The following is a 25,793-nucleotide window of genomic DNA, read 5'->3' as shown; positions in this document are numbered from 1 at the left end:
GCCCATCATGCGAAGGCGCCTCGTGTGGCGTGTGCCTGCGTTGGCCGATCTATATTCGGAGGATTCCCATGACCGTACTGTTTGTTGAATATCCCAAGTGCTCGACCTGTAAGAAGGCCAAGGCATGGCTGGACGAACACGGGGTAGAGTATATCGACCGCGATATCGTTTTGGACAATCCCACGGCTGATGAGCTTGCGACCTGGATTGCTCGTTCGGGACTGCCGGTGCGGCGCTTCTTTAATTCGTCGGGCATGAAATATCGAGAGCTGGGCCTGAAGGCGCGTCTAGATGCGGGCATGACGGATCGGGAGTGCTACGAGCTGTTGGCGACCGACGGCATGCTGGTTAAGCGTCCGCTGTTGGTGGGCGACGACTTTGCGATTCCCGGCTTTAGGGAATCGGCTTGGGTCGAGGCGTTGCTGTAGCGGCTGCGGAAAGTGCGACCCGTTTTGAGTGCTCAGGGTGGGACGTGTTTTCCATCGGCGGGCTCGCTCGGCTCAATCCTCGAGCTGTGCCCATTCGTGCGGATCGTAGACCTTTACGTGCTTGTTGGGCTTGCCGCTCCAGTACTCCTCGTCCATAAAGGGCAGATATGCCTGAACACCGGGGCAGATAAAGGGAATCCGCTGCTGTTGCAGTCGCTCGCGCTGTCGCTGCTCCAGGTGCGCCTCGGATATGACAGTCGGCATACCGGACAGCTCGACGAGGCTTGCCTGGATTCGCTTAAGGTCGGGGAGCCCCGCGTGCCATGACATCCGCATGATCAAAAAGGATGCACGGCGGTATTTTGCCTGCATCACCGTGATGGCGGGGCGCAGAGTGGGATGGATTTTGTCCCGTTCGGGCCAAAGGTCAGCAGTGATCTCGAGGCCCAGGGTCTCCCATAGGTAATCAAGCTCTTCGTCCATGGCGCCTCGATATCTACGTGATCATTGATACTTCGATTGTGTTGCCTGGTGCTATCGTTTTCGCGGTAGAATCTGCCAACGGTTGACGGCTACCGCTCGCGGCGTTTTGCCCTTCGTGTGCAGCGGTCGACTTCACAGGTCCTTCACGTGTTGGCCGTATTTGACTGAATTTCAAAAAAAGTCAAAATTGGGGCTTGCGTCACGGCCGGACTTCCCGTATATTTCTTTCTTGCGCAAAGGCACAGCCGAGCGCAGCGATGCAGTCATTGGGATGTCGTCTAATGGCAGGACAGCGGATTCTGGTTCCGTCAATGGGGGTTCGACTCCCTCCATCCCAGCCATTGCATTTGCTACATATGGCCCGTTCGTCTAGCGGTTTAGGACGCCGCCCTCTCAAGGCGGAGATCACCAGTTCGAATCTGGTACGGGCTACCAAAATTGAACGCCCGGGCCTCGTAAGAGACCCGGGTTTTGTGTATTGACCGATATTTAAGGCGCGCGTTGAGTCTGCCGCCCGGACCGAGGAGTTGTCATGGACCTGCCTATCAGCTTGGAAGACATCACGTATGCCGAGAACTATCTGGCGCAGGGCGACCTGGCTACGGCGACGCCGCTGCTTGAGCGTCTGGTGGAGCTCGCCGAGGAGTATATCGACGCTGAGTGCAAGACGGAGGAGAAGCGCCAGTACTTTAGCTTCGACAGCAAGTTTGAGCGCCTGGCCTATCGCCGCGTGGAGAAGGATCCGCGCGAGCTCCTGCAGGTCGAGCCGCCCTTTGACCGTCTGTACTCCGACATGGCGTTTGCCTACATTCGCCAGCAGGATTATGTGAGCGCTCGTAATGCCCTGATGCAGGCTGTGCGTTGGGATCCCATGAACTGCAACTACCGCTTGGACTTGGCCGAGCTGTTCCGCGCGCTCGAGGACAAGCAGGAATGGGCATCGCTCTCGTACTCGGTGCTGGAGCGTGCAAGCGATGGCAAGTGCGCCGCCCGCGCCTATGCCAACCTGGGCCAGTACTTCTTGGAGCCCGAGACCGAGAATGTCTCGGCCGCCGTGGGTTGTGCGCGCCTGGCGTTGCGTCTGGCGCCTGGCGATGCGCATACGACGCGTCTGCTCAACAAGATTCATACTGCCTACCCCGATGCCGCCGAGGAGAGCGATGAGCACGTGATGGGCGAGCTGAGCCTGCAAGGCGTGCCGACCTCGCCTTCGGCTGAGATTGCCATTTGCCTGATCATGTGTGCGACCGATGCTGCAAGCGACGGCGACAAGCAGGAGGCGACGCGCCTGACGGTGCGTGCTCGCGATTTGGTGGGCGAGGAGGCCTGCGCGGCGATTATCAAACTGGTGCGCGAGAGCGATGCCGAGCTCAATGCTGAGCGCAAGGCAAAGCGCGACGCCGCGGGCTCAAACGCCGATGGCGCCAAGGAGGCCGGCGATGCCCAGTAAGCGCGAGCGCAAGCTCATTTCCAAGAATCGCTCGGCACATCACGAGTACTTTATCGATGAGACGTTTGAGTGCGGCATTGAGCTGAGTGGCACCGAGGTCAAGTCGATTCGCGAGCGCGCCTGCCAGATCACCGATACCTTCGCGCTGATTCGTGGCGGCGAGTGCTGGCTCGTTGGCCTGCATATTCACCCTTATAGCCATGGCGGCGTGTGGAATCGCGATCCTGATCGCCGTCGTCGTCTGCTGCTACACCGCAAGGAGATTGATTTTCTCGACGGCAAACTTCGCAACCGTGGTTATGCGCTGGTACCGTTGGAGCTCTACTTTAATACCGACGGCCGCGTAAAGCTGCTGTTGGGCCTGGGCCGAGGCAAAAAGCTCTACGACAAGCGCGAGGACATGGCCAAACGCGATGTTCAACGCGAAATCGATCGCGCCCTTAAAGAACGCAACCGCTAGGAGCGAGTTCACGGGAAGGTGCCCTACCGCGCCCGCCCCGTCTTCCTTGCTGTTTTGCTATACATTTCCAAAAGACGGCGTCCGTTATGGGCGCCGCTTTTTATGGGTACATACAGTCTTAAGGTTCAATCCCGGGTTAGGGGAGTACTTGTTATGGACAAAACTGCGTTCTTTACCATGCCGAGTGGGCTCTATGTGGTGAGTGCCGCGGCCGACGGGCTGCGTGCCGGCTGCGTTATCAACACGGCGGTGCAGGTGACGGCAGCACCACCTCGCATCTCGGTTGCCGTAAACAAGGAAAATGTGACCGCTGGCGTGATCGAGACTGCCAAGGCCTTTGCGCTGACCGTGATCGACCAGACGGCGGATATGCTCTACATTGGCAACTTTGGATTTCGCACCAGCAGCAACTATGACAAGTTTGCCAAATACGAGACCCGCGAGACGGCTCTGGGCATGCCCTATGTGCCCGAGCATGCGGCGGCCCTGTTTAGCTGCCGTCTGATCGACACTGTGGATGTGGGCACGCATCTACTGTTTATCGGCGAGGTCGAGGATGCCGAACGCCTGAGTGACGAGACGCCGCTCACCTACGATTACTACCATAAGGTCCTGAAGGGCAAGACGCCTCCGAAGGCGTCCTCGTATCAAGGCTAGAAATGTTTTAAAAATACTTGCATTATATTATTGAGAATCTATACTGATAAATGAAGTACATCACCAGTCACGTTCGAGAGGAGAACATCATGGCTGAGGAGAAGAAGACGTATAAGTTCGTGTGCGTCGTTTGCGGTTACGAGGTTGAGGTCGATACGCCCGAGCTGCCCGAGGATTATGTGTGCCCGGTGTGCGGCGTCGGTCCCGATCAGTTTGAGCTCGTCGAGGAGTAGCTCGCAGGCACACGACTTGCAGCAACACATAACTCTGTCCAAGGGCCCCGGTCGAATTCTCGGCCGGGGCCCTTTTCTTCCGTCCCTAAGGGATCACGGCTGCTGTTAGCCGATCCTGCCTGTCGTGAGTCCGGCCGACCGTTTGTCTCAATCTGTAACATGTGGCGGCTCAAAACGGGCCTATCTGTTACAGATTGAGACAAAAGGTTGGAGCTGAAGAAATGTCTCGATCTGTAACATCTAGAAGCGGAAATTGGGTCCACTTGTTACAGATCAAGACAAACCAAACCCGTTCGGCAGAAGATCTCAATCTGTAACATCTAACGGCGAAAACGGGGTCTATCTGTTACAGATCGAGACAAACGGAGCTGTCCCTCGGAATGATCTCGATCTGTAACATCTAGACATCAAAAGCGGGTCTAGATGTTACAGATCGAGACGTTTGCCTGGGTAGGTGCCCCGCCCCATTACATCCCTGTCAACAACACGACATCGAGAATCGTCACGATGGCACCGATCCCTACGAGCAGCGCGTTGAGCGGGCGCGAGTTGGCGTATTTGCCCATGACACGGGGCGAACTGGTGAGTCGTATGAGCACAAAGACCGTAATCGGCAGCTGAAGCGACAGCAGTGCCTGACTCCAAATGAGACCCTCAAAAGGATTCGGAACGACCAGGCACGCCGCCACTGCGCCGGCAAAACAGGCCGCCACCCCGACCGAGGAATGTCGGTCGTGGATGTCGTATTCCTCGTCGAACATGCCCGCAGTGATGGTTCCCGCCGCCATGCCCGCTGTCACGCTGCTCGATAATCCCGCGAACAGCAGCGCTACCGCAAAGATGGCCGAGCTCGCCGGGCCCAAGATGGGGGAGAGCGTGGCCGCTGCGACGGCGAGGTCGTCTACGACGATGCCGTGCGCAAAGAAGGTCGTTGCGGCCAGGATGACCATGGCCGAGTTGATTGCCCAGCCCACGCCCATCGAAAAGAGCGTGTCGAAGAGCTCGTAGCGTAGACGCTCTTCGATAACCTGCTCGCCTTGGCCTTCGAAGTGCATGGATTGGATGACCTCGGAGTGCAGGAAGAGGTTGTGGGGCATAACGACCGCGCCCAGGACACTCACGATAATCGCGGCAGAGCCAGTGGGCATACTGGGTGTGATCCAGCTTGCGGCGGCCTGCGGCCAGTCGACCTTGACCAGCGCAAGCTCGGCCAAAAACGAGAGTCCTACCACGCCTACGAAGGCGATGATCCAGCGTTCGGCACGCTTGTAGGAGTTGGTCATGAGCATCGCCATCGATACTGCCGCCACGATGACGCAGCCCGCGCGCACGGGTAGCCCAAAGAGCATTTGAAGGGCAATCGCGCCGCCCAGGACTTCGGCCATGGTGGTGGCGATGGTCGCGAGATAGGCGCTGCCGAGCACCGCGCGTCCCACGATGCGGGGGAGAAAGCGGGTCGTGGCCTCGGCAAGACAGGCGCCCGTGGCGATACCCAGGTGTGCCGCGTTGTGCTGCAGCGCAATGAGCATAATCGTGGACAGCGTGACGATCCACAGCAGCGCGTAGCCAAACTGCGAGCCCGCGGCCATATTGGAGGCCCAATTGCCCGGGTCGATAAAGCCGACGGTCACGAGCAGCCCGGGGCCGATATGCCGCGCAATGTCTAGGCCTCCGTGACCACCGGTGCGTCGGGAGCCAAAGTGTTGTTTGAGATGGTTGAGCATGGTCGATTCCTGTGTATGGGCGACGTGCCGTTTGCTTGACGCCGCAAAGGATACCCGTTTTGGACTTTAAAGTTAACCACGACTAACAAAATAATTGCGTGCGTTACGCGATTGTTTCGAAACGGGCGGGAAACACAGCGGGCCGGCGATGCTCCTAGTATGCCTATTCAACTGACTGACTAATATCTAGGGGAGGATCGCGATGCAGGCAGATTCCGCTCAGCAGCAGGGCCTTTATCGCCCCGAATTCGACCACGATGCATGTGGCATCGGCGCGCTTGCCGATATCAACGGTGAGCGCCATCACCAGATTCTGGACGATGCGCTGTCCATTCTGGTCAACTTGGAGCACCGCGGCGGCACGGGACTCGAGAAGAATACCGGCGATGGCGCTGGCATCCTGTTCCAGGTTCCGCATCACTTTTTCCGTAAAGAGGCTCAAAAGTGCGGTCAGATTCTGCCGGCAGAGGGCGACTATGGCGTGGCCATGCTGTTCTTCCCGCAGGACGACAAGGGCGTAGAGGATGCCCGCCGCGTGTTTGAGGAGGGCTGCGCCGAGGCTGGCGTGCCGCTGCTCTTTTGGCGCGAGGTGCCGGTCGACCCGCACGACCTGGGCGAGACGGCCCGCGCCTGCATGCCTACTATCCTGCAGGCCTTCCTGGGCCGTCCGGACGACACGCCCGCCGGCGATGCCTTTGAGCGTCGCCTGTACGTGTGCCGCCGCACCATCGAAAAGAAGGCCGATGCCAAGTTTGCCCTGCGCGACAAGATCTTCTACGTGTGCTCCATGAGCTCGCGCACCATCGTGTACAAGGGCATGCTGGTCGCCACGCAGATGCGCCGCTTCTTCATCGACCTCAACGACGCCGCCGTCAAGACGGCCGTGGCGCTCGTCCACTCGCGCTACTCCACCAACACCACGCCCAGCTGGGAGCGCGCGCACCCCAACCGCTTTATCATTCACAACGGCGAGATCAACACTCTCAAGGGCAACGTCAACTGGATTCGCGCCCGCGAACCCAACCTGTACAGCCCCGTGTTGCAGCACGATCTTGAGCGCGTGATGCCCATCATCAACCGCGAGGGTTCCGACTCCGCGATTCTGGACAATGTGCTTGAGTTCCTGGTCATGAACGGCCGCCCGCTCACGCGTGCCGCGTCCATGTTGCTGCCCGAGCCGTGGGACCACAACGACAGTCTGAGTGAGGAGCGCCGCGCCTACGACGCTTACCAGTCCATGCTCATGGAGCCATGGGATGGCCCGGCGGCCATCGCCTTTACCGACGGTCGCACCCTGGGCGCTGCCCTCGACCGTAACGGCCTGCGTCCGGCTCGCTACTACGTGACGCGCGACGGTCGCTTTATGCTGGCAAGCGAGGTGGGCACCATCGAGGTGCGCCCCGAGAACATCCTGACGAGCGGCTGCTTGGGACCGGGTCAGATGCTCGAGGTCGATTTTGCCCGCGGTCGCGTGATCTACAACGACGAGCTGCGCGCCCGCTATGTCAAGGAGAAGCCCTACCGCGACTGGATTGCCGAGGAGACGCTGACCGTCGACGCGCTCGATGAGCCCGCCGCGCCCGCGTCCGCCGAGGATGCCGAGGTGCCCGCCGCTGTGCGCATGGCCAAGCTCGGCTACCACTGGGATGACGTCGACGAGGTCGTGCGTCCTATGGCCCAGCAGGGCAAGGCCCCACTCGCTTCGATGGGTATCGACGCGCCGCTGGCCTGCCTGTCAAAGAAGACCCGCTCGTTCTTTGACTACTTCTATCAGCTGTTCGCCCAGGTCACGAACCCGCCGATCGATGCCCTGCGCGAGCATATGGTAACTTCGACCACGCTCTACCTGGGCAACCACGGCAACCTGCTCGAGGATTCCCGCACGGCCTGCCAGCTGGTGCGTCTGGAGCGCCCGCTGCTGAGCGAGGAGGAGTTCGACCGCATTTGTGCCATCGACCGTGTTGGCTTTAAGACCCGCCGTTTCCGTGCCGTGTACCGCCGCGACGCGGGTGAGGGCGCGCTGCAGGCTGCGCTCAAGCAGCTTGCCGAAGACGTCGAGGCCGCGGTTCGCGACGGCGCGAACATTGTGGTGCTGAGCGATCGCGCCGGAGCGGGCGAGGTGCCCGTGCCGTCGCTGCTTGCCGTGGGCTGCGTGCACAACCACCTGATCCGCGTCGGCGTGCGTACCTTTGCCGATATCGTGGTGGAGTGCGGCGACGCCGTGTCTCCGCACGACTTTGCGGCACTGGTGGGCTACTCCGCGAGCGGCATCTATCCGTACAGCGCACATGCGTGCGTCCGCGATCTGGCGGCACACGGCGACCTGGACGTGACGGCCGAGCAGGGCATCGCCAACTACAACAAGGCTGCGACCGCCGGCATCGTCTCCATCATGTCCAAGATGGGCATCTCCACGGTGCAGAGCTACCATTCGGCGCAGATCTTCGAGGCCGTGGGCTTTACGCCGGAGTTCGTCAACGCGTACTTCGCCGGCACGGTGAGCCGTGTGGGCGGTATGGGTGTCGAGGACGTTGAGCGCGAGCAAAACGAGCGCTACGACGCCGCGCTCGCCATCCTTAAGAGCCCGGCTCCCGATCAGCTGCCCACGCTGGGCCTGACCAAGTGGCGCCCGATCGGCGGCGAGGATCACCTGATCGACCCTCAGACTGTCTACTTGCTGCAGACCGCCTGCCGTGAGGACAGCTACGACACCTTTAAGGAGTACAGCGCCCGTCTGCACCGTACCGGCCGTGCCGTGCGCCTGCGCGACTTGCTCGACTTTGATGCCAGCGGCCGCACGCCGGTTTCGCTCGACGAGGTCGAGCCCGCGCTCAACATCGTCCGCCGCTTTAACACCGGCGCCATGTCGTACGGCTCTATCAGCAAGGAAGCACACGAGTGCATGGCCATCGCCATGAACCGCCTGCACGGCCGTTCCAACTCCGGCGAGGGCGGTGAGGATCCGCGTCGCGAGACCCCGCTGGCTAACGGTGATTCCAAGAACTCCGCGATCAAGCAGGTGGCAAGTGCGCGCTTTGGCGTGACGAGCCGCTACCTGTGCAGCGCCTTCGAGATTCAGATCAAGATGGCCCAGGGCGCCAAGCCCGGCGAGGGTGGCCACCTGCCCGGCAAGAAGGTCTACCCCTGGATTGCCGAGGTCCGTCAGTCCACGCCCGGCATCGGCCTGATCTCGCCTCCGCCGCATCACGACATCTACTCCATCGAAGACCTGGCCGAGCTCATCTTTGACCTTAAGAACGCCAACCCTGGCGCACGCGTGTCGGTCAAGCTGGTCAGCGAGGCCGGCGTCGGCACCATCGCCACCGGTGTGGCCAAGGGCGCTGCCGACAAGATCTTGATCAGCGGCCACAATGGCGGCTCGGGTGCCGCTGCTCGCGATTCGATCTGGCACGCCGGTCTGCCGCTGGAGCTTGGCCTTGCCGAGGCCCAGCAGACGTTGCTGCAAAACGGCCTGCGCTCACGCGTGGTGCTCGAGGCCGACGGCAAGCTCATGGACGGCACCGATGTTGCCGTCGCCTGCTTGCTGGGCGCCGAGGAGTTTGGCTTTGCGACCATGCCGCTCATCTCGATGGGCTGCCTCATGCAGCGCGACTGCCAGCAGGATACCTGCCCCGCCGGCATCGCCACGCAAAACTGCCGCCTGCGTCGCGGCTTCCGCGGCAAGCCCGAGCACGTCGAGCACTTTATGCTCTTTGTTGCCGAGCAACTGCGCGAGGTCATGGCGAGCCTGGGCTTCCGCACCGTCGACGAGATGGTCGGCCATCCCGAGTGCTTGCGCCAGATCGAGGTCCCGGGCAACCGCAAGGCTAACCTGCTCGATCTGACGCCCGTGCTGGCGAGCGCGACCTGCGAGTTCGGTGCCCACATCCCGGGTGCCGACGGTCGTCACTTCCTGCCGCAGATGGCCGCGGACAGCGAGCTCGACAAGACGCTCGACTCCACGCTGTTCGTGCCCTACACGGCCGATGCCCGTGCCCACTTGCGTCCGATTCGCTTCCGCGCTGATATCGCCAACGTCAACCGTTGCGTGGGCACCATCCTTGGTAACGCGGTGACCAAGGCACATCCCGAGGGCCTGCCCGCCGGCTCCATCACCATCGATTGCGATGGATCGGCCGGTCAGAGCTTTGGCGCCTTCCTGCCGCGCGGCATTACGCTCAACGTGTGCGGCGACGCCAACGACTACTTTGGCAAGGGCCTTTCGGGCGGCGAGGTGTCGGTGCGCCCCAACCCGCATGCGACCTATAAGTTCGACGAAAACATCATCGTGGGCAACGTTGCGTTCTTTGGCGCCACGAGCGGCCGTGGCTTCATCAACGGCCTGGCCGGCCAGCGCTTTGGCGTACGCAACTCCGGTGCCACCGTGGTGGTCGAGGGTTGCGGCAACCACGGTTGCGAGTACATGACGGGTGGCCTGGCGCTCATCCTGGGCGAGGTCGGGCAGAACTTCGCTGCCGGCATGACGGGTGGCGTGGCTTATGTCTTTGACCAGTACGGCACGCTCGATGCCCGCGTGAACCACGAGAGCGTCGAGCTCAAGGCCCCGACGGCCGGCGAGCTGGAGCAGGTCCGTGCGCTCATCCAGGAGCACGTGGACGCGACGCAGAGCCCGCGCGGCATCAAGCTGCTCTACAGCTTTGAGACGATGAGCAAGCACTTTGTGAAGGTCATTCCGACCGAGTACGAGCGTGTGCTGGCGATTGTCGCCGCCGCCGAGGCCGTCGGCAAGACGCATGCGCAGGCCGAGGAGCTGGCGTTTGACATTGTGACCGGTCGCGCGAGCGCCGCGGATGTCGATCGCTTTGATGTGGCGGGCGGTGCTGCTGGCGCTGCGTCTGTGGCTGCCAGCTCTGTTGCTTCGACCAAGAAGGAGGCGTAAGTGCCATGGGTAAGCCCGGTGCTTTTCTTGATATCGATCGTGTGACCCACGAGCTTCGCCCCGTGGAGGAGCGCAGCCGTGATTTCGATCCGCTGTACGTTGAGCTCGACGACGATGCACGCCGTGCCCAGGCGAGCCGCTGCATGATGTGCGGCGTGGCGTTTTGCCAGATGGGCGCGAGCTTTGGCAAGGCACGTCCGAGCGGCTGCCCGCTGCACAACTTGATTCCCGAGTGGAACGAGCTGGTGTACCGCGGCCGCTGGGACGAGGCTGCCGAGCGCCTGTCGCTCACCTCGCCCATGCCTGAGTTCACGAGTCGCGTTTGCCCGGCGCTGTGCGAGGCCGCGTGCAACCTGGGTTCGGTCGATGGCCAGCCCACGACGATCCATGACAACGAGCGTGCGATCAGCGACCGCGAATGGGCAAACGGCGGCCCGCGTCGCTTTGAGCCGGCAGGGGAGGGCGCGCCCACGGTTGCCGTGGTGGGCTCCGGTCCTGCTGGTCTGGTGGCAGCATGGGAGCTTGCGCGTCGTGGCGCCCGCGTGACGGTGTTTGAGCGCGACGACCGCCCGGGTGGTCTGCTCATGTACGGCATTCCCAACATGAAGCTCGAGAAGTCCGTGGTCGAGCGTCGCGTGGCGCTCATGCGCGAGCTGGGCATTGTGTTTGAGCTGAGCGCCGATGTGACGAACCCTGCGGTGGCGGCCGAGCTCGATGACTTTGACGCCGTCGTGATGGCTGTCGGCGCTCGTGCGCCCCGCGGGCTTTCGGCTGCGAACGTGGATGCTCCGGGCGTGGTGTACGCGGTGGACTACCTGACGGCTTCGACCGCCTCGGTGCTCGATGGCAGCGAGCCCGCGGTGAACGCGCGCGGCCTGGACGTTGTGGTCATTGGCGGTGGCGATACTGGAAACGACTGCGTGGGTACCGCCGTGCGTCAGGGCGCGCGCAGCGTGCGCCAGTTTGAGTTCTTGCCGGCTGCGCCCGATAAGCGCGCGGCGAGCAACCCCTGGCCGCAGTGGCCCAACGTTAAGAAGACCGACTACGGCCAGCAGGAGGCTATCGCTGCGATGGGTGACGAGATGCGTGCCTGGGGCGTGGATACGCTCGAGGTGCTGCTGGACAAGAAGGGTGCGGCTGCGGGTTTGCGCGTGGTCGATCTGGACTGGTCGGCGGGAAAGCCCGAGCGCATCGCGGGCTCCGAGCACGAGGTGCCGGCGCAGCTGGTGCTCATCGCCTGCGGCTTTACGGGTCCCGAGCACGGCGTGTTCGATGCGGTGGGCGTGCCTGTTGCCACCGCTGGTCGTCCGCTGCCGGTGATGGCTGCCGAGGGCTCGCACCTCGCGGCTCGCACGGAGGGTGTCGCCGCGGATGCCGCACCGGTGTACGTGGCCGGTGACGCCCGCAACGGCAGCTCGCTCGTGGTGAGTGCTATGGCCGATGCCCTGGCCTGCGCAGCCGAGGTCGCCGAGGCGCTGGAGCTGTAAAGTAGTCATTTAAGAACGTCCTCAATGACTAGTCATTTTTTGTCTAGTCGTTGGGGACACTCCTTGCGGATTTGCGAGCGATTTGCTCGTTTGTCGACGTACGGGTGTTCATTTGTCGACTTCTTGGGCTGTGGTCACCTGTTGTTTCTGTGGTGGCTGCGGGCATCTGGCTCAAAAGGGCGGGTTGGCTGTCTATGTCTACCTGCGGTTTTGTTGCGGTGGACTCATTCGGTCAAGTGTCCCGTCAAGTGTTTGGTTAGCATCTGGTTTGCAGTCGAAGGCCTATTTTGCCCGCGCTTGCCTCGGTTGCCCACCCTCCTCGTAAGCTCAAATTGAGGTCCATCAGTTTGAGGAGGATGCCATGACTGACCAAGTTTTTGATCGAGCGCAGCTGGCCGAGGCCGTCGGCAACGATATTGCCGACATGGCTCACTTTTGGATGCTGCGGAAGTTTCAATTTCTGGAGCCGGCGCGCGAGCAGTTCGAGATTATCGTCGATCCGTGGCTCAGCTATTGCGAGGAACCATCTCAAAACGAAATCATGGCCTACAACATGGCGTTTACCGATTGGCTGCTGTTTGAGCGCCCCTATTACCACGGCAAGACGCTGTTGGAGCTGTATGTGGACGAGCCGCCAGCGTCAATTTCTCCTGCTTCGCTCGGGCGACTTAAGCAGGTGCGTGACACGCAGTATTTCTCGCGCTTTGGCATTTTGGACAAGGATCCCGCGACTGGCATGGTCGTGCTGAAGGACACGCGCACCGACCGTCGCTTTGACGTCTACGACCCACATATCGTGCAAAAGGAGCGCTGGAACGATGGTGCGATTGCGGTGCGACTCGCGTGCGTCGACGATGTCTGGCTGACGGCGGGGCAGCTCTACCTGTATGACATCGCGCGCCTGAGCGACACGACGGTCGACGGGCCGGGCTCGGTGCATCCCGAGGACCTGGAGGACGGTTTCGACACCTCGTGCATCAGCTTCTTTTTGCGCCTGGTCCGCGACATCATGGGTGCCCAGGGGCGGTATGTGAAGTCGCTCAACATCTACGAACAGGAATGGGAGTAGGGGATGGACGGTTGTCGCCTGCCTTGCCTTCTGCCTTTATGTCTCGATCTGTAACGTTTAGGGACAAAAAACCGGTCTACCTGTTACAGATCGAGACGAATACCTGGGCGCCGCTGGTTTGTCTAAATCTGTAACGTTTAGGGGCCTGGAGAACGTCTAACTGTTACAGATCAAGACGTTTATCAGCGGAGGCAACGGTGACAATGGTCCATTTGTCCGATGTGGTGGTGATGGAAGTGTCTAATACCGTTCTCAAACACAAGCATACGGCTCGCAACACGTTGGCGCGGAATAGGATGCTTGCCAGGCTCACGGAGGCGGCTGAACTAGGCGTGCTGCTTGTGACGCACGACAATGCCGAGCTCATGTGGCTGCGGCGCCATGTGGGAACCGACGATATCGCGGAGCCTGAGTCGCACCTGTTCTGTTTTCAGCATGATTGGGATGCGTTGACGCCGACGGAGCGAGCGCTGCGGACCATCAAAGGGCTTGCGGAGTTTCATCCCGATTGGGCGTTTTGGGGTTACGACGCGGCACTTTTGTGGGGTCTGGAGGTGCCAAATGATCTGCTTGGGCCGCGATTTCTTGTTAAGACAGGTTGCTCGGTGCCGCTGAGTGCAGGATGCCGGCTGTTGCGTCCGCAGGCGGCGGGTGCGCTTGAGCGCGTCGACGGCGTGCGAGTGACGCCGTTTTGGCGCACGGTGAAGGACTGTCTGCTGCGTGCGCCGTTTTCGTATGGTCTGGCGATCGCCGATTCTGCACTGCGGGCGAAAGGCGTATCACGTGGGGATTTGTGCGAGCGCCTCCGCGCCGATTGCGAGGGCAGGCGAGGGTATCGCAGGGCACAGGTGATTGCGTCGTATGCGGACGGGCTGTTTGAAAACGGCGGCGAGTCTCGGTTCCGAGCATTCTTTATTGCGTACGGCTTTCCGGTTCCGGAGCTGCAGGTGGAGTTTCGCGACCCGCTCGATCCGAGCCAGGTGTTTCGCGTCGACTATTTTTGGCGGCTCGAGGACGGGACGTGTGTCATCGGCGAGCTCGACGGAAAGGGGAAGTACACCTTGCAGAGCGGCGAGGGTCGGGAGTCGGTTGACCCATTCGTGGCAGAGCGTCAGCGGGAATCTCATCTGACAATGCTCGGGCATAAGGTGCTTCGGTTTACGTTTAACGAACTCAAGAACCCGGGGAACCTGGCTGAAAAGATGAGACTGGCGGGAATTCCACAGCGGGCCGATCTGGCTGAGGAATGGAAGCGTCAGTGGTATGGGTGCTAAGGGGTGCAACTGACGCGAATGTGGTTGTTCCTGCCGAGTTTGTCTCGATCTGTAACAACAAGGGGCCGTTTGGCCTCGTAGCTGTTACAGATCGAGACAGAAGGTTGGCTGCCGCTAAAAGATCTCAATCTGTAACATCTAGAGGCCGAAAACCTGTCTAACTGTTACAGATTTAGACGTTTGACGACAGGGCTGGAGAATATCTTAATCTGTAACATCTAACGGCCAAAAACCGCTCTAACTGTTACAGATCGAGACAAAGGTTGGACGCGGTGCCGAAAGATCTCGATCTGTAACATTTGGAAGGTTAAAGACGGTCCACCTGTTACAGATCTAGACATTTCCCGGATGTCGCTGGGATGGGGCTGCAACGCATTCCATTCTCCGCATCTCCTCCTTTCTCCGTTGACCGATATGTCCGCAGCAATTCCGCCGCGCTAGGTAATAATGGACAAATGTTGAAGTTTTCTGAGAGGGAGGAGCTCGATATGGCGACTGCCGATCGTCCCACGTTGTTTATCAATGCGACCGTTTTGGATGGCTCGGAGCATATGGAGCCGCAGCCCGATATGGCCGTGGCCGTTGAGCGCGGTGTCATCACATGGATGGGGCCGAGTGCTGTGGCGCAGGCGCCGGCGGGTGCCGAGGTCATCGACCTGGCAGGGGCGTATCTCATGCCAGGTCTCATCAATATGCATGTGCATCTGTGCGGCTCGGGCAAGCCGGTTTCGGCGGGCGATGCGGGTGCACTGATGAAGAAGCTCGACAATCCCGTGGGCCGCGCCATCGTTCGCCACATCCTCAAAGGCAGTGCCCAGCAACAGTTGGCAAGCGGCGTGACCACGGTGCGCGGTGCGGGTGACCCGCTGTTTGCCGATATTGCCGTGCGCAACGCTATCGACGTCGGCAAGTATCAGGGTCCACGTCTGGTGGCGCCGGGAACGGGTGTCACGGTGCCGGGCGGTCACGGTGCGGGGCTGTTCGCGCAGGTCGCCGATACCCCCGATGAGGCGGCCGAACAAGTGCGTGACTTGTATGCGCGCGGTGCCGACGTCATCAAGCTGTTCGTGACGGGCGGCGTGTTCGATGCGACCGAAGTAGGCGAGCCGGGCGTGCTGCGCATGCCGGTCGATGTCGCCGCGGCGGCGTGCAAGTCGGCGCACGAGGTTGGCCTTCCGGTCATGGCCCATGTCGAGAGCACCGAAGGTGTGAAGGCCGCGCTTCAGGCCGGTGTCGACACAATCGAGCACGGCGCTCCGATGACCCCCGAGATCCTGGAGCTGTACCGCGGCGCCGCGGGAACACAGCTCGAGGGACGCGCGCCGAGCGTGACCTGCACGATTAGTCCGGCGCTGCCGTTTGTACTGCTCGATCCGGAAAAGACCCATTCGACCGACACGCAAAAGAAGAACGGCGACATCGTGTGCTCGGGCATTATCGAGAGCGCTCGTGCGGCGCTGGAAGCCGGCGTTAAGGTGGGCCTGGGCACGGACTCGAGCTGCCCGTTCGTGACCCAGTACGACATGTGGCGCGAGGTGGCCTATTATGCCAAGTACGTGGGCGTGAGCAATGCGTTTGCACTGCATACGGCCACGCAAGTCAATGCTGAGCTACTGGGCCTGGGTGACGAGACCGGCACGATTGAGTGCGGCAAGGCGGCCGACATTTTGGTGACGCACGAGAACCCGCTCGATGACCTGTGCGCTCTGCGTGAGCCGATACACGTGATGTGTCGCGGTAACCTGGTGCGCAAACTCAAGGTGAAGCGTATTCCCGAGGTGGACGCCGAGCTCGACGCGATTATGGCCATGCCTGCCGAAGCGCTGGCCGAGGAGCTCGCCCGCGACGGCGTGGCGTAAGCGCCGGTGTGACGGTGGACAGTCGGCTCGTCGAACGCCGCCGCCTTATACAAAAAAGCCGAGGTCTCAGCAAGAGGCCTCGGCTTTTTTATCGAATAAATGCTTCAGATTTGAGACAAACACTACTGATTCATTTGCCCCACGGCGCGATGCCTAGGAGCGTGTTTCCATCTTGGCGTGGCACTTGGGGCAGGTGACGCGGATCTTGCCCTTGCCCTTGGGGACGGACAGCATCTGGCCGCAGTTGGGGCACTTGAGGTAGGCCGTGGTCTTGCGACCCTTCCACATCTTCTTGGCCGTGCGCTTGGCACGCTCAAAGTCTTCCTTGCTGGTGCCGGCCGTGCGCGAGGCGTTGGCAGCTGCAGCCCCGCCGCCCAAGCTGGCGACGAACTTGCCCAGGCCGGGGACGTTTGCGGTCGCCGTGACAAAGGCATCGTTCTCCTTGCGGCGCGCGTCGATGTTTTTGGACAGGCCGCGCAGCACGCCCAACACGATCACGGCGATGGCGATCCAGCTGAGCCACTGAATACGGGCCATCGATCCGATCATCGCGATGATGATGCCGGCAAAACCCATTACGATGGTGAGTTCATCGGCGCCATTGCGACCCTTCATAAAGTCATTCATGCACATTGCCTTTCGTTCGATATGCTGCACGCCTTTATACCCGATTTAGAGCAAGGGGGACAGGTTAATCTGCACCAGTGTGGTGCAAGCATACCTGTCCCCAGAACACCAAGACGGTGCAAAGAAGATTGTTCCCAATGCCCCAATTACTTGGAGAGCTTGTCGACGACGCGTTCAATCTCGGCAAGCTTGGCGGCCTTGAGCTCCTCGTCGCCCGATTCGATTGCCGAAGTCACGCAGCCTTCGATATGCGCCTTGAGTACGTCGGCGTTGATGCGCGCGAGGAGCGCCTGTGTGGCCATGAGCTGCGTAGAAATATCGACGCAGTAGCGGTCCTCATCGACCATCCGCAGGATGCCGTCGATCTGACCGCGTGCCGTCTTGAGCATGCGGGTCACCGATTTATGGTCTGCCATCATGGCGGGTTCTCGTTTCTGATCGGGGTGCGCGTGGGTCGTTACGCGGCAGTTACGGACAGAGCATGGAATTTCTCGCCGGCGCCTTCGACGGCGGCAGCGAGCTGCTCGGCGGTCACGGTGTCGGCACACTCCACCTGTACGGTCTGAGTCTCGTGATCGGCGTCGGCGTCGGTCACGCCGACCACGTTGAGCAACGCCGTCTCGACGGTGGCGTCGCAGTGGCCGCACATAAGGCCGGAAGTCTTAATTGTGTAACGCATGGGTATTCCTCTCTGTTGTGTCGGCTTTCCCAGGCACCCGACCTTGACCTTCAAGCCGTCGCTCGCGTACCAAAGTACGCGTCGCTCCTCTTTCAGGTCAATCTCGGGCACCCGGAAAACCCGTTCTAAATGGACTTAATGGTGAGCCTATTTTGCCACTTTAGGCTTAAAGGTTCGTAGGCGCAGAGCGTTGGAAACAACACACACGCTCGACAGGCTCATGGCCGCGGCGCCAAACATCGGCGAGAGCTGCCATCCGGTGAGCGGGAAGAACACGCCCGCCGCCAGCGGAATGCCGATGCCGTTGTAGAACAGTGCCCAGAACAGGTCCTGCTTGATGTTGCGAATCGTGGCGCGCGAAAGCTCGATGGCCCGCGCAACATCCATGAGGTCGCTGCGCATGAGTACCACGTCGGCGCCCTCCTTGGCGATGTCGGCGCCGGTGCCAATGGCAAGGCCCACGTCGGCGCGCGCCAGGGCGGGGGAGTCATTGATGCCGTCGCCCACCATGGCGACCTTGCCGCCCGCATCCTGCAGTTCGCGCACGTGGCGTTCCTTGTCGGCGGGGAGGACGTCGGCGATAACCTGTTCGCTGGTGAGTCCCACGCGGCGGGCGATGGCCTCGGCCGTCACGCGGTTGTCGCCGGTGAGCATGCGCACGTCGACGCCGAGCTTGCGGAGCGCGGCGATGGCCTCGGCGCTCGTTTCTTTGACCTCGTCAGCCACGGCGATGGTGCCAACGAGTTCGCCGTTCTTGGCAAAGAACAGCGGCGTTTTGCCCTCGGTGGCAAATTGCTCGGCAAGGTCCGTAGGCACGGCGGCACCCAACTCGCCCATGAAGCGTACGTTGCCGGCTGCGATGACATTCTGCCCCTCGCGTGCCGTAACGCCTCGCCCGGGCACGGCGGCAAAGTCCTCGACCATGCGCGCGACGATTCCGCGCGACTCGCACTCGGCCATAATCGCCTCGGCCAGCGGGTGCTCGCTCGAGCGCTCCAGCGCGGCGGCCAGCTTGAGCAGCGCCTTTTCGCTCATGGCGGGCGAGCCGTCGGCGCGTGCGGCAACCACGATATCGGTCACGGCCGGCTTGCCGCGGGTGACGGTGCCCGTCTTGTCGAGCACGACGGTGCCCACGCTGCGCAGGTTCTCTAGCGCCTCGGCGCTCTTAAACAGAATGCCCATTTCGGCGCCCTTGCCGGTGCCCACCATAATGGCGACGGGCGTGGCCAGACCCAGTGCGCACGGACAGCTGATCACCAGCACGGCCACGGCAGAAGTGAGCGCCTCGTTCACGCTGCCGGTCAGCGCCATCCATACCGCAAAGGTCACGGCCGAGATCACGAACACCACGGGCACGAACACGCCGGCGACCTTGTCGGCCATGCGGGCGATGGGCGCCTTGGTGGCGTTGGCGTCCTCGACGAGCTGGATGATCTTGGCGAGCGATGTCTCGGCACCCACCCGCGTGGCGCGGAAGGTAAACGAACCGGTGCGGTTGACGGTGGCGGCGTTGACGGTGTCGCCGGCGGTCTTTTCCACGGGGATGGACTCGCCGGTGAGCGCGCTCTCGTCCACGGCCGACGCGCCCTCGAGTACCACGCCGTCGACGGGGATGGACTCGCCGGGGCGCACACGCAGCACCTGGCCGGGAAGGATGCTGTCGACGTCGACGGTGGTCTCGCTGCCGTCCTCCGCCACGACGGTCGCGGTCTTGGGTGCCAGGTCGATCAGCGCCTCGATGGCGCCGCCGGTCTTGGATTTGCTGCGCGTCTCGAGGTATTTACCCACGGTGACGAGCGACAGGATCGTGCCGGCGCTCTCAAAATACAGATTGTCCATGCCCGTCATCATGGCCTCGTGGACCTGACCCGCGGCTAACTGGTCGGCCATGATGAACATGGCATAGAGCGACCAGGCGACGGAAGCGGTGGCGCCGACGGCGATGAGAGCGTCCATGGTGGGCGCGCCGTGAACGAGCGATTTAAACCCGTTGATAAAGTACGCGTCGTTGACATAGACGATGGGGATGAGCAGGACGAGCTCGGTGAGGGCGAGCGTCATGCTGTGGATGTGGTCGGTGAAGATGCCGGGCAGCGGCCAGCCGAGCATGTGTCCCATGCCTATGTAGAACAGCGGAATGAGGAAGGCAATCGAGACGATGAGGCGGGTGCGCATGGCAGAGGCGGCGGCCTCCAGCTTTTTGGTCGGCGACTCCATATGGGCGGCGCCGGACCTGGCTTGCGCGTTGCCGTTTGAGTTGGCGGCATCGGTGCCCGTGCTGACGGGCGAGGCCGAATAGCCCGCGCGGTCGACGGCGGTGCAGATATCGTCGGGGGAGACCTGCGCGGGGTCGTAGTCGACCATCATGGAACCGGCGAGTAGGTTGACCGCGACACTTTGGACGCCGTCGAGCTTGCTCACGGCGCGGTCCACATGTGCCTGGCAGGCGGCGCACGTCATGCCGCCCACGTCGAACTTATCTTGAGCCATGGCTTCTCCTTTCTGCAGTTCGGTGTTGAAATTGTTAACCCGCCGATACTATACACCCATACCCCCTGGGGGTGTCCAGTACAGAAAGAAATGTACGACATTTCGATACAGATGAGGGTGGCTGCTCAATCGTTGGCAGCTCATGTCAAACATCTCGATCTGTAACATCTAGCGGGGAAAATGACCTCTAACTGTTACAGATCGAGATTATGTTTTGCGATGTTTGAGTTCGTCTCAATCTGTAACGTGTAGACCCGGTTTTGTCTCGTAACTGTTACAGATTGAGACAATCGGCCCAGACCCGCCTCGTCATCTGTGGTTTACGTGGGGGCATGCGAAGCGCGGGTATACTAACCGGCGGCGAATCTGCTCCATCGCTTAGGGCCGCTGCGTCTGGACGGCGCGTGATAGGGCTGCCAAAGCGATCGCCAGCGTGCTGAGCAACGTCCTCTCTGTGCGCACCTGTTTTGTATGTATTAGCGCACTACCAAGCACGCCCCGCGCGGCTGCATGCCGTGCCCATAACGCGTGCAGATAAGGAACAACAACATATGCGTAATTCTGTATCTGACGTCACGGACGCCGAGATTCTGGACGAGACCCGCGAGGCCATGACCCAGGCTGCCTTCGATGCTGCCGACGAGGCCAATGCTGCCCAGGCCGTCGAGTCCGCGACCGAGAACCTGCCCGCCTTTGACGAGCTGGGACTTTCGGACGAGATGCTTCGTGCCATCGAGAACCTGGGCTACACGACGCCCACGCCCGTGCAGGCCGGCTCGATCCCCGTGGTGCTCGAGGGCCGCGACCTGCTTGCCGCCGCTCAGACCGGCACCGGCAAGACGGCCGCCTTCTTGCTGCCGACCATGAACAATCTGGAGTACATTGCTCCGCCCAAGCCCGTGCGCGAGCGCGGCGGCCGCAACCGCCGTCGCGGCGCCAAGAAGCCCGAGGGCAACGGTCGCGGCCCCGTGATGCTCGTCATTACCCCCACGCGCGAGCTCGCACAGCAGATCGACGAGGTCGCCAGCAAGATTGCCGACGTCACCGGCCATGTTGCCGTGACCGTCGTGGGCGGCGTGAGCTACAAGCCCCAGACCGCGGCGCTCAAGTACGGCTGCGACATCCTGGTCGCCACGCCGGGCCGTCTGGTCGATCTGATTGAGCAGGGCGCTTGCCACCTGAACGAGGTCAAGGTGCTGGTACTCGACGAGGCCGACCGCATGCTCGACATGGGCTTTTTGCCTGCCGTCCGTCGCATTGTGCGCGAGACGCCGGCCGAGCGCCAGACGCTGCTGTTCTCGGCGACCCTCGACGAGGAGGCCGTGGGCGAGATCACCGACCTGGTGAGCGATCCGGCCCGCGTGGAGATCGCGCCTGCCACGTCGACCGCCGACACCGTCGACCAGTTTGTGTTCCCGGTGTCCATTGAGGCCAAGAACAACCTGCTGCCCGAGTTCCTAAAAAAGGAGGGTCCGGAGCGCACGATCGTCTTTATGCGCACCAAGCACCGCGCCGACAGCTGCTGCCGTCGTCTGGAGCGCAAGGGCATCAAGGCCGCCGCGATCCACGGCAACCGCAGCCAGGCCCAGCGCGAGCGCGCGCTCTCGGCCTTCCGCGACGGTACCGTCGACGTGCTGGTGGCAACCGACGTTCTCGCTCGCGGCATCGACATCAGCGACGTGCGCTATGTCGTGAACTTTGACGTGCCGGCCGAGCCGACCGATTACATCCACCGCATCGGCCGCACGGGCCGTGCCGGTGAGCTGGGCTGGGCCATCACGTTTGTGACCGAGCAGGACGTCGATGAGTTCTATGAGATCGAGAAGCTCATGGACAAGACCGCCGACATCTACGAGGCCGGCGACCTGCATGTGGGTCCCAACCCGCCCGCGGTTGATCCCGAGCGCGACCCTGCGGCCTTTAAGGTGAAGAAGAAGACCAAGCGCGGCAAGTCCAAGAGCAAGAAGAAGCTCGAGCAGGCACGTCGCGACGGCAAGCGCAACGGCGACGATTACGGCGATGTTGCCGGTCGTTCCAACCGCGGTCGCGATGAGCGTCGCGGCGACGGCGAGCGTCCGAGCCGTCCCAAGCGCGGCGGCAAGACCCGCGTGCGCGAGGGCGTTCAGGCTCGCGTGGACGAGGCTGTGGAGAGCGTGGCTCGCGAGGTGGCTGCCGAGGAGCGCGGGGGTGCTGCTGCTGTCGAGCAGACCCCGCGCGGGAACCGTGCCGAGCGCCGTGCCAAGCAGTTCCAGGGCGAAGCGCACCGCCGTCGTCGTGAAGACGAGGACCGTGGCGGTCGTCGTCGTGTTGAGCGCGAAGACGAGGGCCGCGGTTCGCGCGGTGGCAAGCGCGGTTCGGGTGACCGTCGTCGCTCCGGTCGCGATGGCGAGCGCGGCGGGCGCGATGAGCGCCGTGGCGGCGAAGGCCGTGGCTCGCGTGACGAGCGTGGTACCCGCGGCGGCGAGTCCCGCGGCGGCAAGCGCTTTGACGAGCGCGGAGGCCGCGAGGGTGGCCGCGGTGGCGAGCGTCGCGAGGGCGCTCGTGGCAACGGTGGTCGCAGCGGCGCCGGTCGTTCGAATGAGTCGCGTGATCGTCGCGATCCGCGTGCCAGCCGCGATCGTCGCGATGACTGGCGCAACTACGACGACACCCGCGAGGAGCGCCGTGGCGGCTATCGCGGCGGGCGCGGCGGCAACCAGGCCGGCTCCCGCGGCGGTCGTGCCGGCGGTCGCGATAACCGTAGCAGCTATGGTAACAATCGTGGCGGCAAGCGCGGCGGCAGCTCCCGTCGTCCCGGCGACGGCGGCGGCAAGCGCAAATAACATACGCATCGCCCGCTAGAGCGAGGTGAACCAAGGGCCCCGAGCAACTACGTTCGGGGCCCTTTTGTTTGCCGTATCCGATCGCTAGTTCAAATGTGATTTCCTCGGGAATGCATCTAGAGGATGCCGTGGGCTTGTTTCCTGCCATGCAGCAATGGGTTCTATGGGGTGCGCCGTGCATTTTTTGGAGTATTCTGCAGTTCGAGTTGTCTGCATATGATTCGAAGTCGCCAACGGTGGCCTTCGGATATCCCTAGCGAGCGTTCCGAGTCAGATTTCGCCGTTTTCCGGAGCAGGGGGCGCGTCATTCTCGCCATGTCGGGACTTAGAATGATACGGCGCCCTACAGTTTTGCCCACCCGCGGCGGTGCTGGCGCGGTCACGTTGCAGAATACTCCGTTTTTTGCACGGGCCAGGATGGGGTACCTCAGGAGAACGTGGCGGTATCCCGTAAATATATACAATCTGTACCGTAATTTATACAAAACGAAGAGGCAGACAGCGTAGGGTGGGTGCATTGGGGTGCCTGGCGCACCAAAACGGGGAGCTCCCCCCATGCGCCGTATACTCTGTCTGAATGTGAAAACGGCTTGACGCGTTGCTAGGCGTAGGGAGAGGGTGCCTCGATGAGCGTATTCGAAATTGTGTTTAGTCCGACGGGTGGAACGCGGAAGGTGTCTGGCCTTGTGGCCGGGGCGCTGGACAATAATACCGTTACCGTCGATCTGACCGATAGCGGGCTAGATCTCAGCGCTGTCTCGATGACTGAGGACGACGTGGCCGTAATCTCTGTGCCGGCGTATGCCGGTAGAATCCCGGCTGTGGTGGCTGACCGGTTGGGCATGGTGCGCGGCAACGGGGCTCGGGCTGTTTTGGTTTGTGTATACGGAAACCGCGCGTTTGAGGACACGCTCGTAGAGCTGGAGGACGTTGCGAAGCGCGCCGGATTTAGGGTGGTTGCAGCTGTTTCTGCTATTGCTGAGCATTCCGTTGCTCGTCAGTTTGCTGCTGGGCGACCGGATGCGCAGGATGCGGCGCAGCTCGCAGAGTTTGCGCAACAAATTCAGCAAAAGCTGTTGGCTGAGGATGCGTCCGAGCCCTCTATCCCCGGCAATCGCCCTTATAAACAAGCTGGAGGTCGCCGTATGGCACCCGAGGCAACAGAGGAATGCGTCTCCTGCGGTGCATGCGCCGCGGCGTGTCCCGTTTGTGCTATCGACAAGGGCGACCCCAAGCGAGCAGCTGACGAGGCGTGCATCTCCTGCATGCGCTGCATCGCCGTATGCCCGCGAGGCGCTCGCAAGCTTGATCCCAACAAGCTATCCGCTGTTTCCCAGATGCTGAGCAAGGCTTGCGTCGTGCGGAAGGAATGCGAGCTCTTCATCTAACGCATGCGAAATTGCTGCAAGGAGTGTCCCTGGTGCCGGCAGTAAAGGAACGTCCCTAAGTGCCGCTTAAAATACCGTTTATCGAAGAATAAATACCGCTCACCGGTCATAATGATTATTCTGGCTTTGGGCTTGTCTACAATAGCTCCCGTAAAAAGAAATGCGGAAGGTTACCGAGTCCCTCGGACGTGGGCCTAACCAAAGTCTTTGAACGGATGTGTCTCTATGGACGCATTCGCTTGATTTTGGTTGGGCTATATTTATGAAGGGACATGCCACCATGGGTTTCTTTTCTCGCCTGATGGGCGGTTCGGATGAGCAGAAGACTGCAACTTCCGAGTTCGAAATCCTCGCTCCTGTTTCCGGCGAGCTTGTTCACCTAGAAAAAACCAATGATCCCGCTTTTAGCAGCCGTGCCGTGGGCGATGGCGTTGCCGTGGTTCCCCAAGAGGGAACGGTGTGCGCTCCCGTCTCCGGCACCGTCGCGGCGCTGTTTCCGACTGAGCACGCGCTGGGCATCATGTCCGACGACAGCTCTGCTCAGGTGATGCTGCATATCGGAATCGACACTGTTAAGCTTGAGGGCAAGGGCTTCCATGCGCTTGTTGCCCAGGGTGATCACGTTGACGCGGGTCAGCCCCTCGTCGAGGTCGATTTCGACGTGGTTCGCGCTGCCGGTTTTGATCCCACGGTCTTCGTTATCGTGTGCGAGCGCTCGGAGAACTCGACTCTTCGTGAGCATGCTTCCGGCCCTGTTGCTGTTAAAGAGCCTGTCGTCTGGCTTTCCGAGTAAATTCTTGTGGTGGGTACCGTGGTTATCAAGCGAGTTTTTAACAACAACGTCGCAATGGTCACTTCGGACGATGGCTCCGAGCTCATCGTCATCGGTCGAGGTCTCTGCTTTGGCCGTCATGTCGGTGATGCCATCGACGAGGCGTCGATCGAAAAGACCTACGCGTTGCAGGAGGGAACTTCTCAGGATTCGCGTACGATTGACCGCTTGGCACATCTTTTGGAGTCCATCCCCACCGTCAACCTCGTGATTTCCGAGGACATTGTTCAGATGCTCCGTCGAGAGCTCAATGTTGATATCAACGACAAGATTCTCATTGCTCTCGCAGACCATATCAGTCTTGCTTTGGAGCGCGAGCGTAAGGGCGTCCCCTGCGAGAATCCGTTGCTGCTCGAGATCCAGCAGTTCTATCGCAAGGAGTACGCGCTTGCGGGCCGTGCGCTGCAGATTATCAAGGAGTATATGGGCATCCAGATGAGCGAAGAAGAGCAGGGTTTCATTACGCTGCATATCGTCAACGCCACTATGCCGCAGCGCTCTGACCGTCTGATTGTTTCGGTCCAGCTTGTTCGCGACGTGCTCGCGATTGTTTCCGAGCACTATGCCACGACCCTTGACGTCACCTCGTTGCCGTACGAGCGTTTCGTTCGCCATCTGCAGTTTTTTGCGCAGCGAGCGCTCGATCCCGCGGCGGGGCAGGTCAATGGCGACGCGCTGTTCCGTATCGATGAAACGGCGTATCCGAGGGCGTTCTCGTGCGCGGAGTCAATTGCCGACCACTTGGCGTCTACCTATAACGTTGTCGTTACCGATGCCGAGAAGAGTTATCTCGCATATCACATTGTTAACCTGCTTGGAGAACCTGGTCTCTAGGCATAACGTGCCCACACATCGATTGATATAAGGCAAGGCTCACGGTCTTGTCTAGGGCACACCTATCTCAATTTGCGGAAAAGGAAGGGGAGTACCG

At 61.3% G+C, this 25,793-nt stretch carries 20 protein-coding genes and 2 tRNA genes; 16 read left to right on the top strand and 6 right to left on the bottom strand.

Annotated features, from left to right (window positions below; all coding sequences use genetic code 11):
• The first annotated feature begins 68 nt into the window (after positions 1-68).
• The gene (locus DW024_RS05450; RefSeq protein ID WP_117564210.1) at positions 69-428 is read left to right on the top strand and encodes an arsenate reductase family protein; all 360 of its coding nucleotides are present in this window, start codon (positions 69-71) and stop codon (positions 426-428) included.
• Between the two features lie 72 nt (positions 429-500).
• On the opposite strand, the gene DW024_RS05445 is transcribed toward DW024_RS05450, so the two are convergent.
• On the bottom strand, positions 501-911 hold the full coding sequence (locus DW024_RS05445; RefSeq protein WP_117564211.1) for a hypothetical protein: 411 nt from the start codon (positions 909-911) through the stop codon (positions 501-503).
• Between the two features lie 267 nt (positions 912-1,178).
• On the opposite strand from DW024_RS05445, the gene DW024_RS05440 reads away from it, so the two are divergent.
• From DW024_RS05440 to DW024_RS05415, 6 genes are all read left to right on the top strand, one after another.
• A tRNA-Gln gene (locus tag DW024_RS05440) sits at positions 1,179-1,252 on the top strand.
• Between the two features lie 17 nt (positions 1,253-1,269).
• A tRNA-Glu gene (locus DW024_RS05435) sits at positions 1,270-1,346 on the top strand.
• 97 nt (positions 1,347-1,443) lie between these two features.
• On the top strand, positions 1,444-2,361 hold the full coding sequence (locus DW024_RS05430) for a hypothetical protein (protein ID WP_118377155.1): 918 nt from the start codon (positions 1,444-1,446) through the stop codon (positions 2,359-2,361).
• Positions 2,351-2,821, top strand: a complete 471-nt coding sequence (smpB, locus tag DW024_RS05425; protein ID WP_006235325.1) for an SsrA-binding protein SmpB — start codon at positions 2,351-2,353, stop codon at positions 2,819-2,821. Before DW024_RS05430 ends, smpB begins: the two co-directional genes overlap by 11 nt.
• A 153-nt stretch (positions 2,822-2,974) precedes the next feature.
• Entirely contained in the window at positions 2,975-3,478 is a 504-nt protein-coding gene (locus DW024_RS05420) for a flavin reductase family protein (RefSeq protein ID WP_117839691.1), read from the top strand.
• Positions 3,479-3,567: 89 nt separating this feature from the next.
• On the top strand, positions 3,568-3,711 hold the full coding sequence (locus tag DW024_RS05415) for a rubredoxin-like domain-containing protein (protein WP_055251878.1): 144 nt from the start codon (positions 3,568-3,570) through the stop codon (positions 3,709-3,711).
• Between the two features lie 467 nt (positions 3,712-4,178).
• On the opposite strand, the gene DW024_RS05410 is transcribed toward DW024_RS05415, so the two are convergent.
• Positions 4,179-5,435 carry an Nramp family divalent metal transporter gene (locus tag DW024_RS05410; RefSeq protein ID WP_118377154.1) on the bottom strand — a complete coding sequence of 419 codons (1,257 nt, stop codon included), beginning with the start codon at positions 5,433-5,435 and terminating at the stop codon, positions 4,179-4,181.
• 202 nt (positions 5,436-5,637) lie between these two features.
• On the opposite strand from DW024_RS05410, the gene gltB reads away from it, so the two are divergent.
• The 5 genes from gltB (at position 5,638) to DW024_RS05385 (ending at position 16,024) form a co-directional block, all read left to right on the top strand.
• Positions 5,638-10,335: a glutamate synthase large subunit gene (gene gltB / locus DW024_RS05405; RefSeq protein ID WP_118377153.1), complete on the top strand. Its 4,698-nt coding sequence runs from the start codon at positions 5,638-5,640 to the stop codon at positions 10,333-10,335.
• A gap of 5 nt (positions 10,336-10,340) precedes the next feature.
• Positions 10,341-11,822, top strand: coding sequence for a glutamate synthase subunit beta (locus tag DW024_RS05400; RefSeq protein WP_118377152.1), 1,482 nt, complete (start codon positions 10,341-10,343; stop codon positions 11,820-11,822).
• A 361-nt stretch (positions 11,823-12,183) separates the two neighbouring features.
• On the top strand, positions 12,184-12,891 hold the full coding sequence (locus DW024_RS05395; RefSeq protein ID WP_118377151.1) for a hypothetical protein: 708 nt from the start codon (positions 12,184-12,186) through the stop codon (positions 12,889-12,891).
• 212 nt (positions 12,892-13,103) lie between these two features.
• Positions 13,104-14,165 carry a hypothetical protein gene (locus DW024_RS05390; RefSeq protein ID WP_147352049.1) on the top strand — a complete coding sequence of 354 codons (1,062 nt, stop codon included), beginning with the start codon at positions 13,104-13,106 and terminating at the stop codon, positions 14,163-14,165.
• 488 nt (positions 14,166-14,653) lie between these two features.
• Positions 14,654-16,024, top strand: coding sequence for an amidohydrolase family protein (locus DW024_RS05385; protein ID WP_233541340.1), 1,371 nt, complete (start codon positions 14,654-14,656; stop codon positions 16,022-16,024).
• 153 nt (positions 16,025-16,177) lie between these two features.
• Here DW024_RS05385 and DW024_RS05380 read toward each other — a convergent pair whose 3' ends face one another.
• The 4 genes from DW024_RS05380 to DW024_RS05365 form a co-directional block, all read right to left on the bottom strand.
• A complete protein-coding gene (locus DW024_RS05380) occupies positions 16,178-16,651 on the bottom strand; it encodes a hypothetical protein (protein WP_118259215.1) in 474 nt (157 codons plus the stop codon).
• Between the two features lie 146 nt (positions 16,652-16,797).
• Entirely contained in the window at positions 16,798-17,070 is a 273-nt protein-coding gene (locus tag DW024_RS05375) for a metal-sensing transcriptional repressor (RefSeq protein WP_117629570.1), read from the bottom strand.
• Between the two features lie 38 nt (positions 17,071-17,108).
• On the bottom strand, positions 17,109-17,330 hold the full coding sequence (locus DW024_RS05370; protein ID WP_117634829.1) for a heavy-metal-associated domain-containing protein: 222 nt from the start codon (positions 17,328-17,330) through the stop codon (positions 17,109-17,111).
• 147 nt (positions 17,331-17,477) lie between these two features.
• Positions 17,478-19,820 (bottom strand): cation-translocating P-type ATPase, encoded by a 2,343-nt coding sequence (locus tag DW024_RS05365; RefSeq protein WP_118377148.1) that lies wholly within the window; start codon positions 19,818-19,820, stop codon positions 17,478-17,480.
• Positions 19,821-20,371: 551 nt separating this feature from the next.
• On the opposite strand from DW024_RS05365, the gene DW024_RS05360 reads away from it, so the two are divergent.
• From DW024_RS05360 to DW024_RS05345, 4 genes are all read left to right on the top strand, one after another.
• Positions 20,372-22,642 (top strand): DEAD/DEAH box helicase, encoded by a 2,271-nt coding sequence (locus DW024_RS05360; RefSeq protein WP_199576935.1) that lies wholly within the window; start codon positions 20,372-20,374, stop codon positions 22,640-22,642.
• Between the two features lie 626 nt (positions 22,643-23,268).
• Positions 23,269-24,030, top strand: coding sequence for a 4Fe-4S dicluster domain-containing protein (locus DW024_RS05355; protein ID WP_117655569.1), 762 nt, complete (start codon positions 23,269-23,271; stop codon positions 24,028-24,030).
• A 280-nt stretch (positions 24,031-24,310) separates the two neighbouring features.
• Positions 24,311-24,823 (top strand): PTS glucose transporter subunit IIA, encoded by a 513-nt coding sequence (locus tag DW024_RS05350; RefSeq protein ID WP_158572165.1) that lies wholly within the window; start codon positions 24,311-24,313, stop codon positions 24,821-24,823.
• An 18-nt stretch (positions 24,824-24,841) separates the two neighbouring features.
• Positions 24,842-25,696 (top strand): PRD domain-containing protein, encoded by an 855-nt coding sequence (locus DW024_RS05345; RefSeq protein ID WP_118377164.1) that lies wholly within the window; start codon positions 24,842-24,844, stop codon positions 25,694-25,696.
• Positions 25,697-25,793 lie beyond the last annotated feature (97 nt).

The sequence above is a fragment of the Collinsella sp. AF37-9 genome (assembly GCF_003475115.1).
Taxonomy (GTDB): domain Bacteria; phylum Actinomycetota; class Coriobacteriia; order Coriobacteriales; family Coriobacteriaceae; genus Collinsella.
The sequence above is the reverse complement of the archived record's forward strand: the minus strand, read 5'-3'. Positions and strand labels throughout refer to the sequence as shown.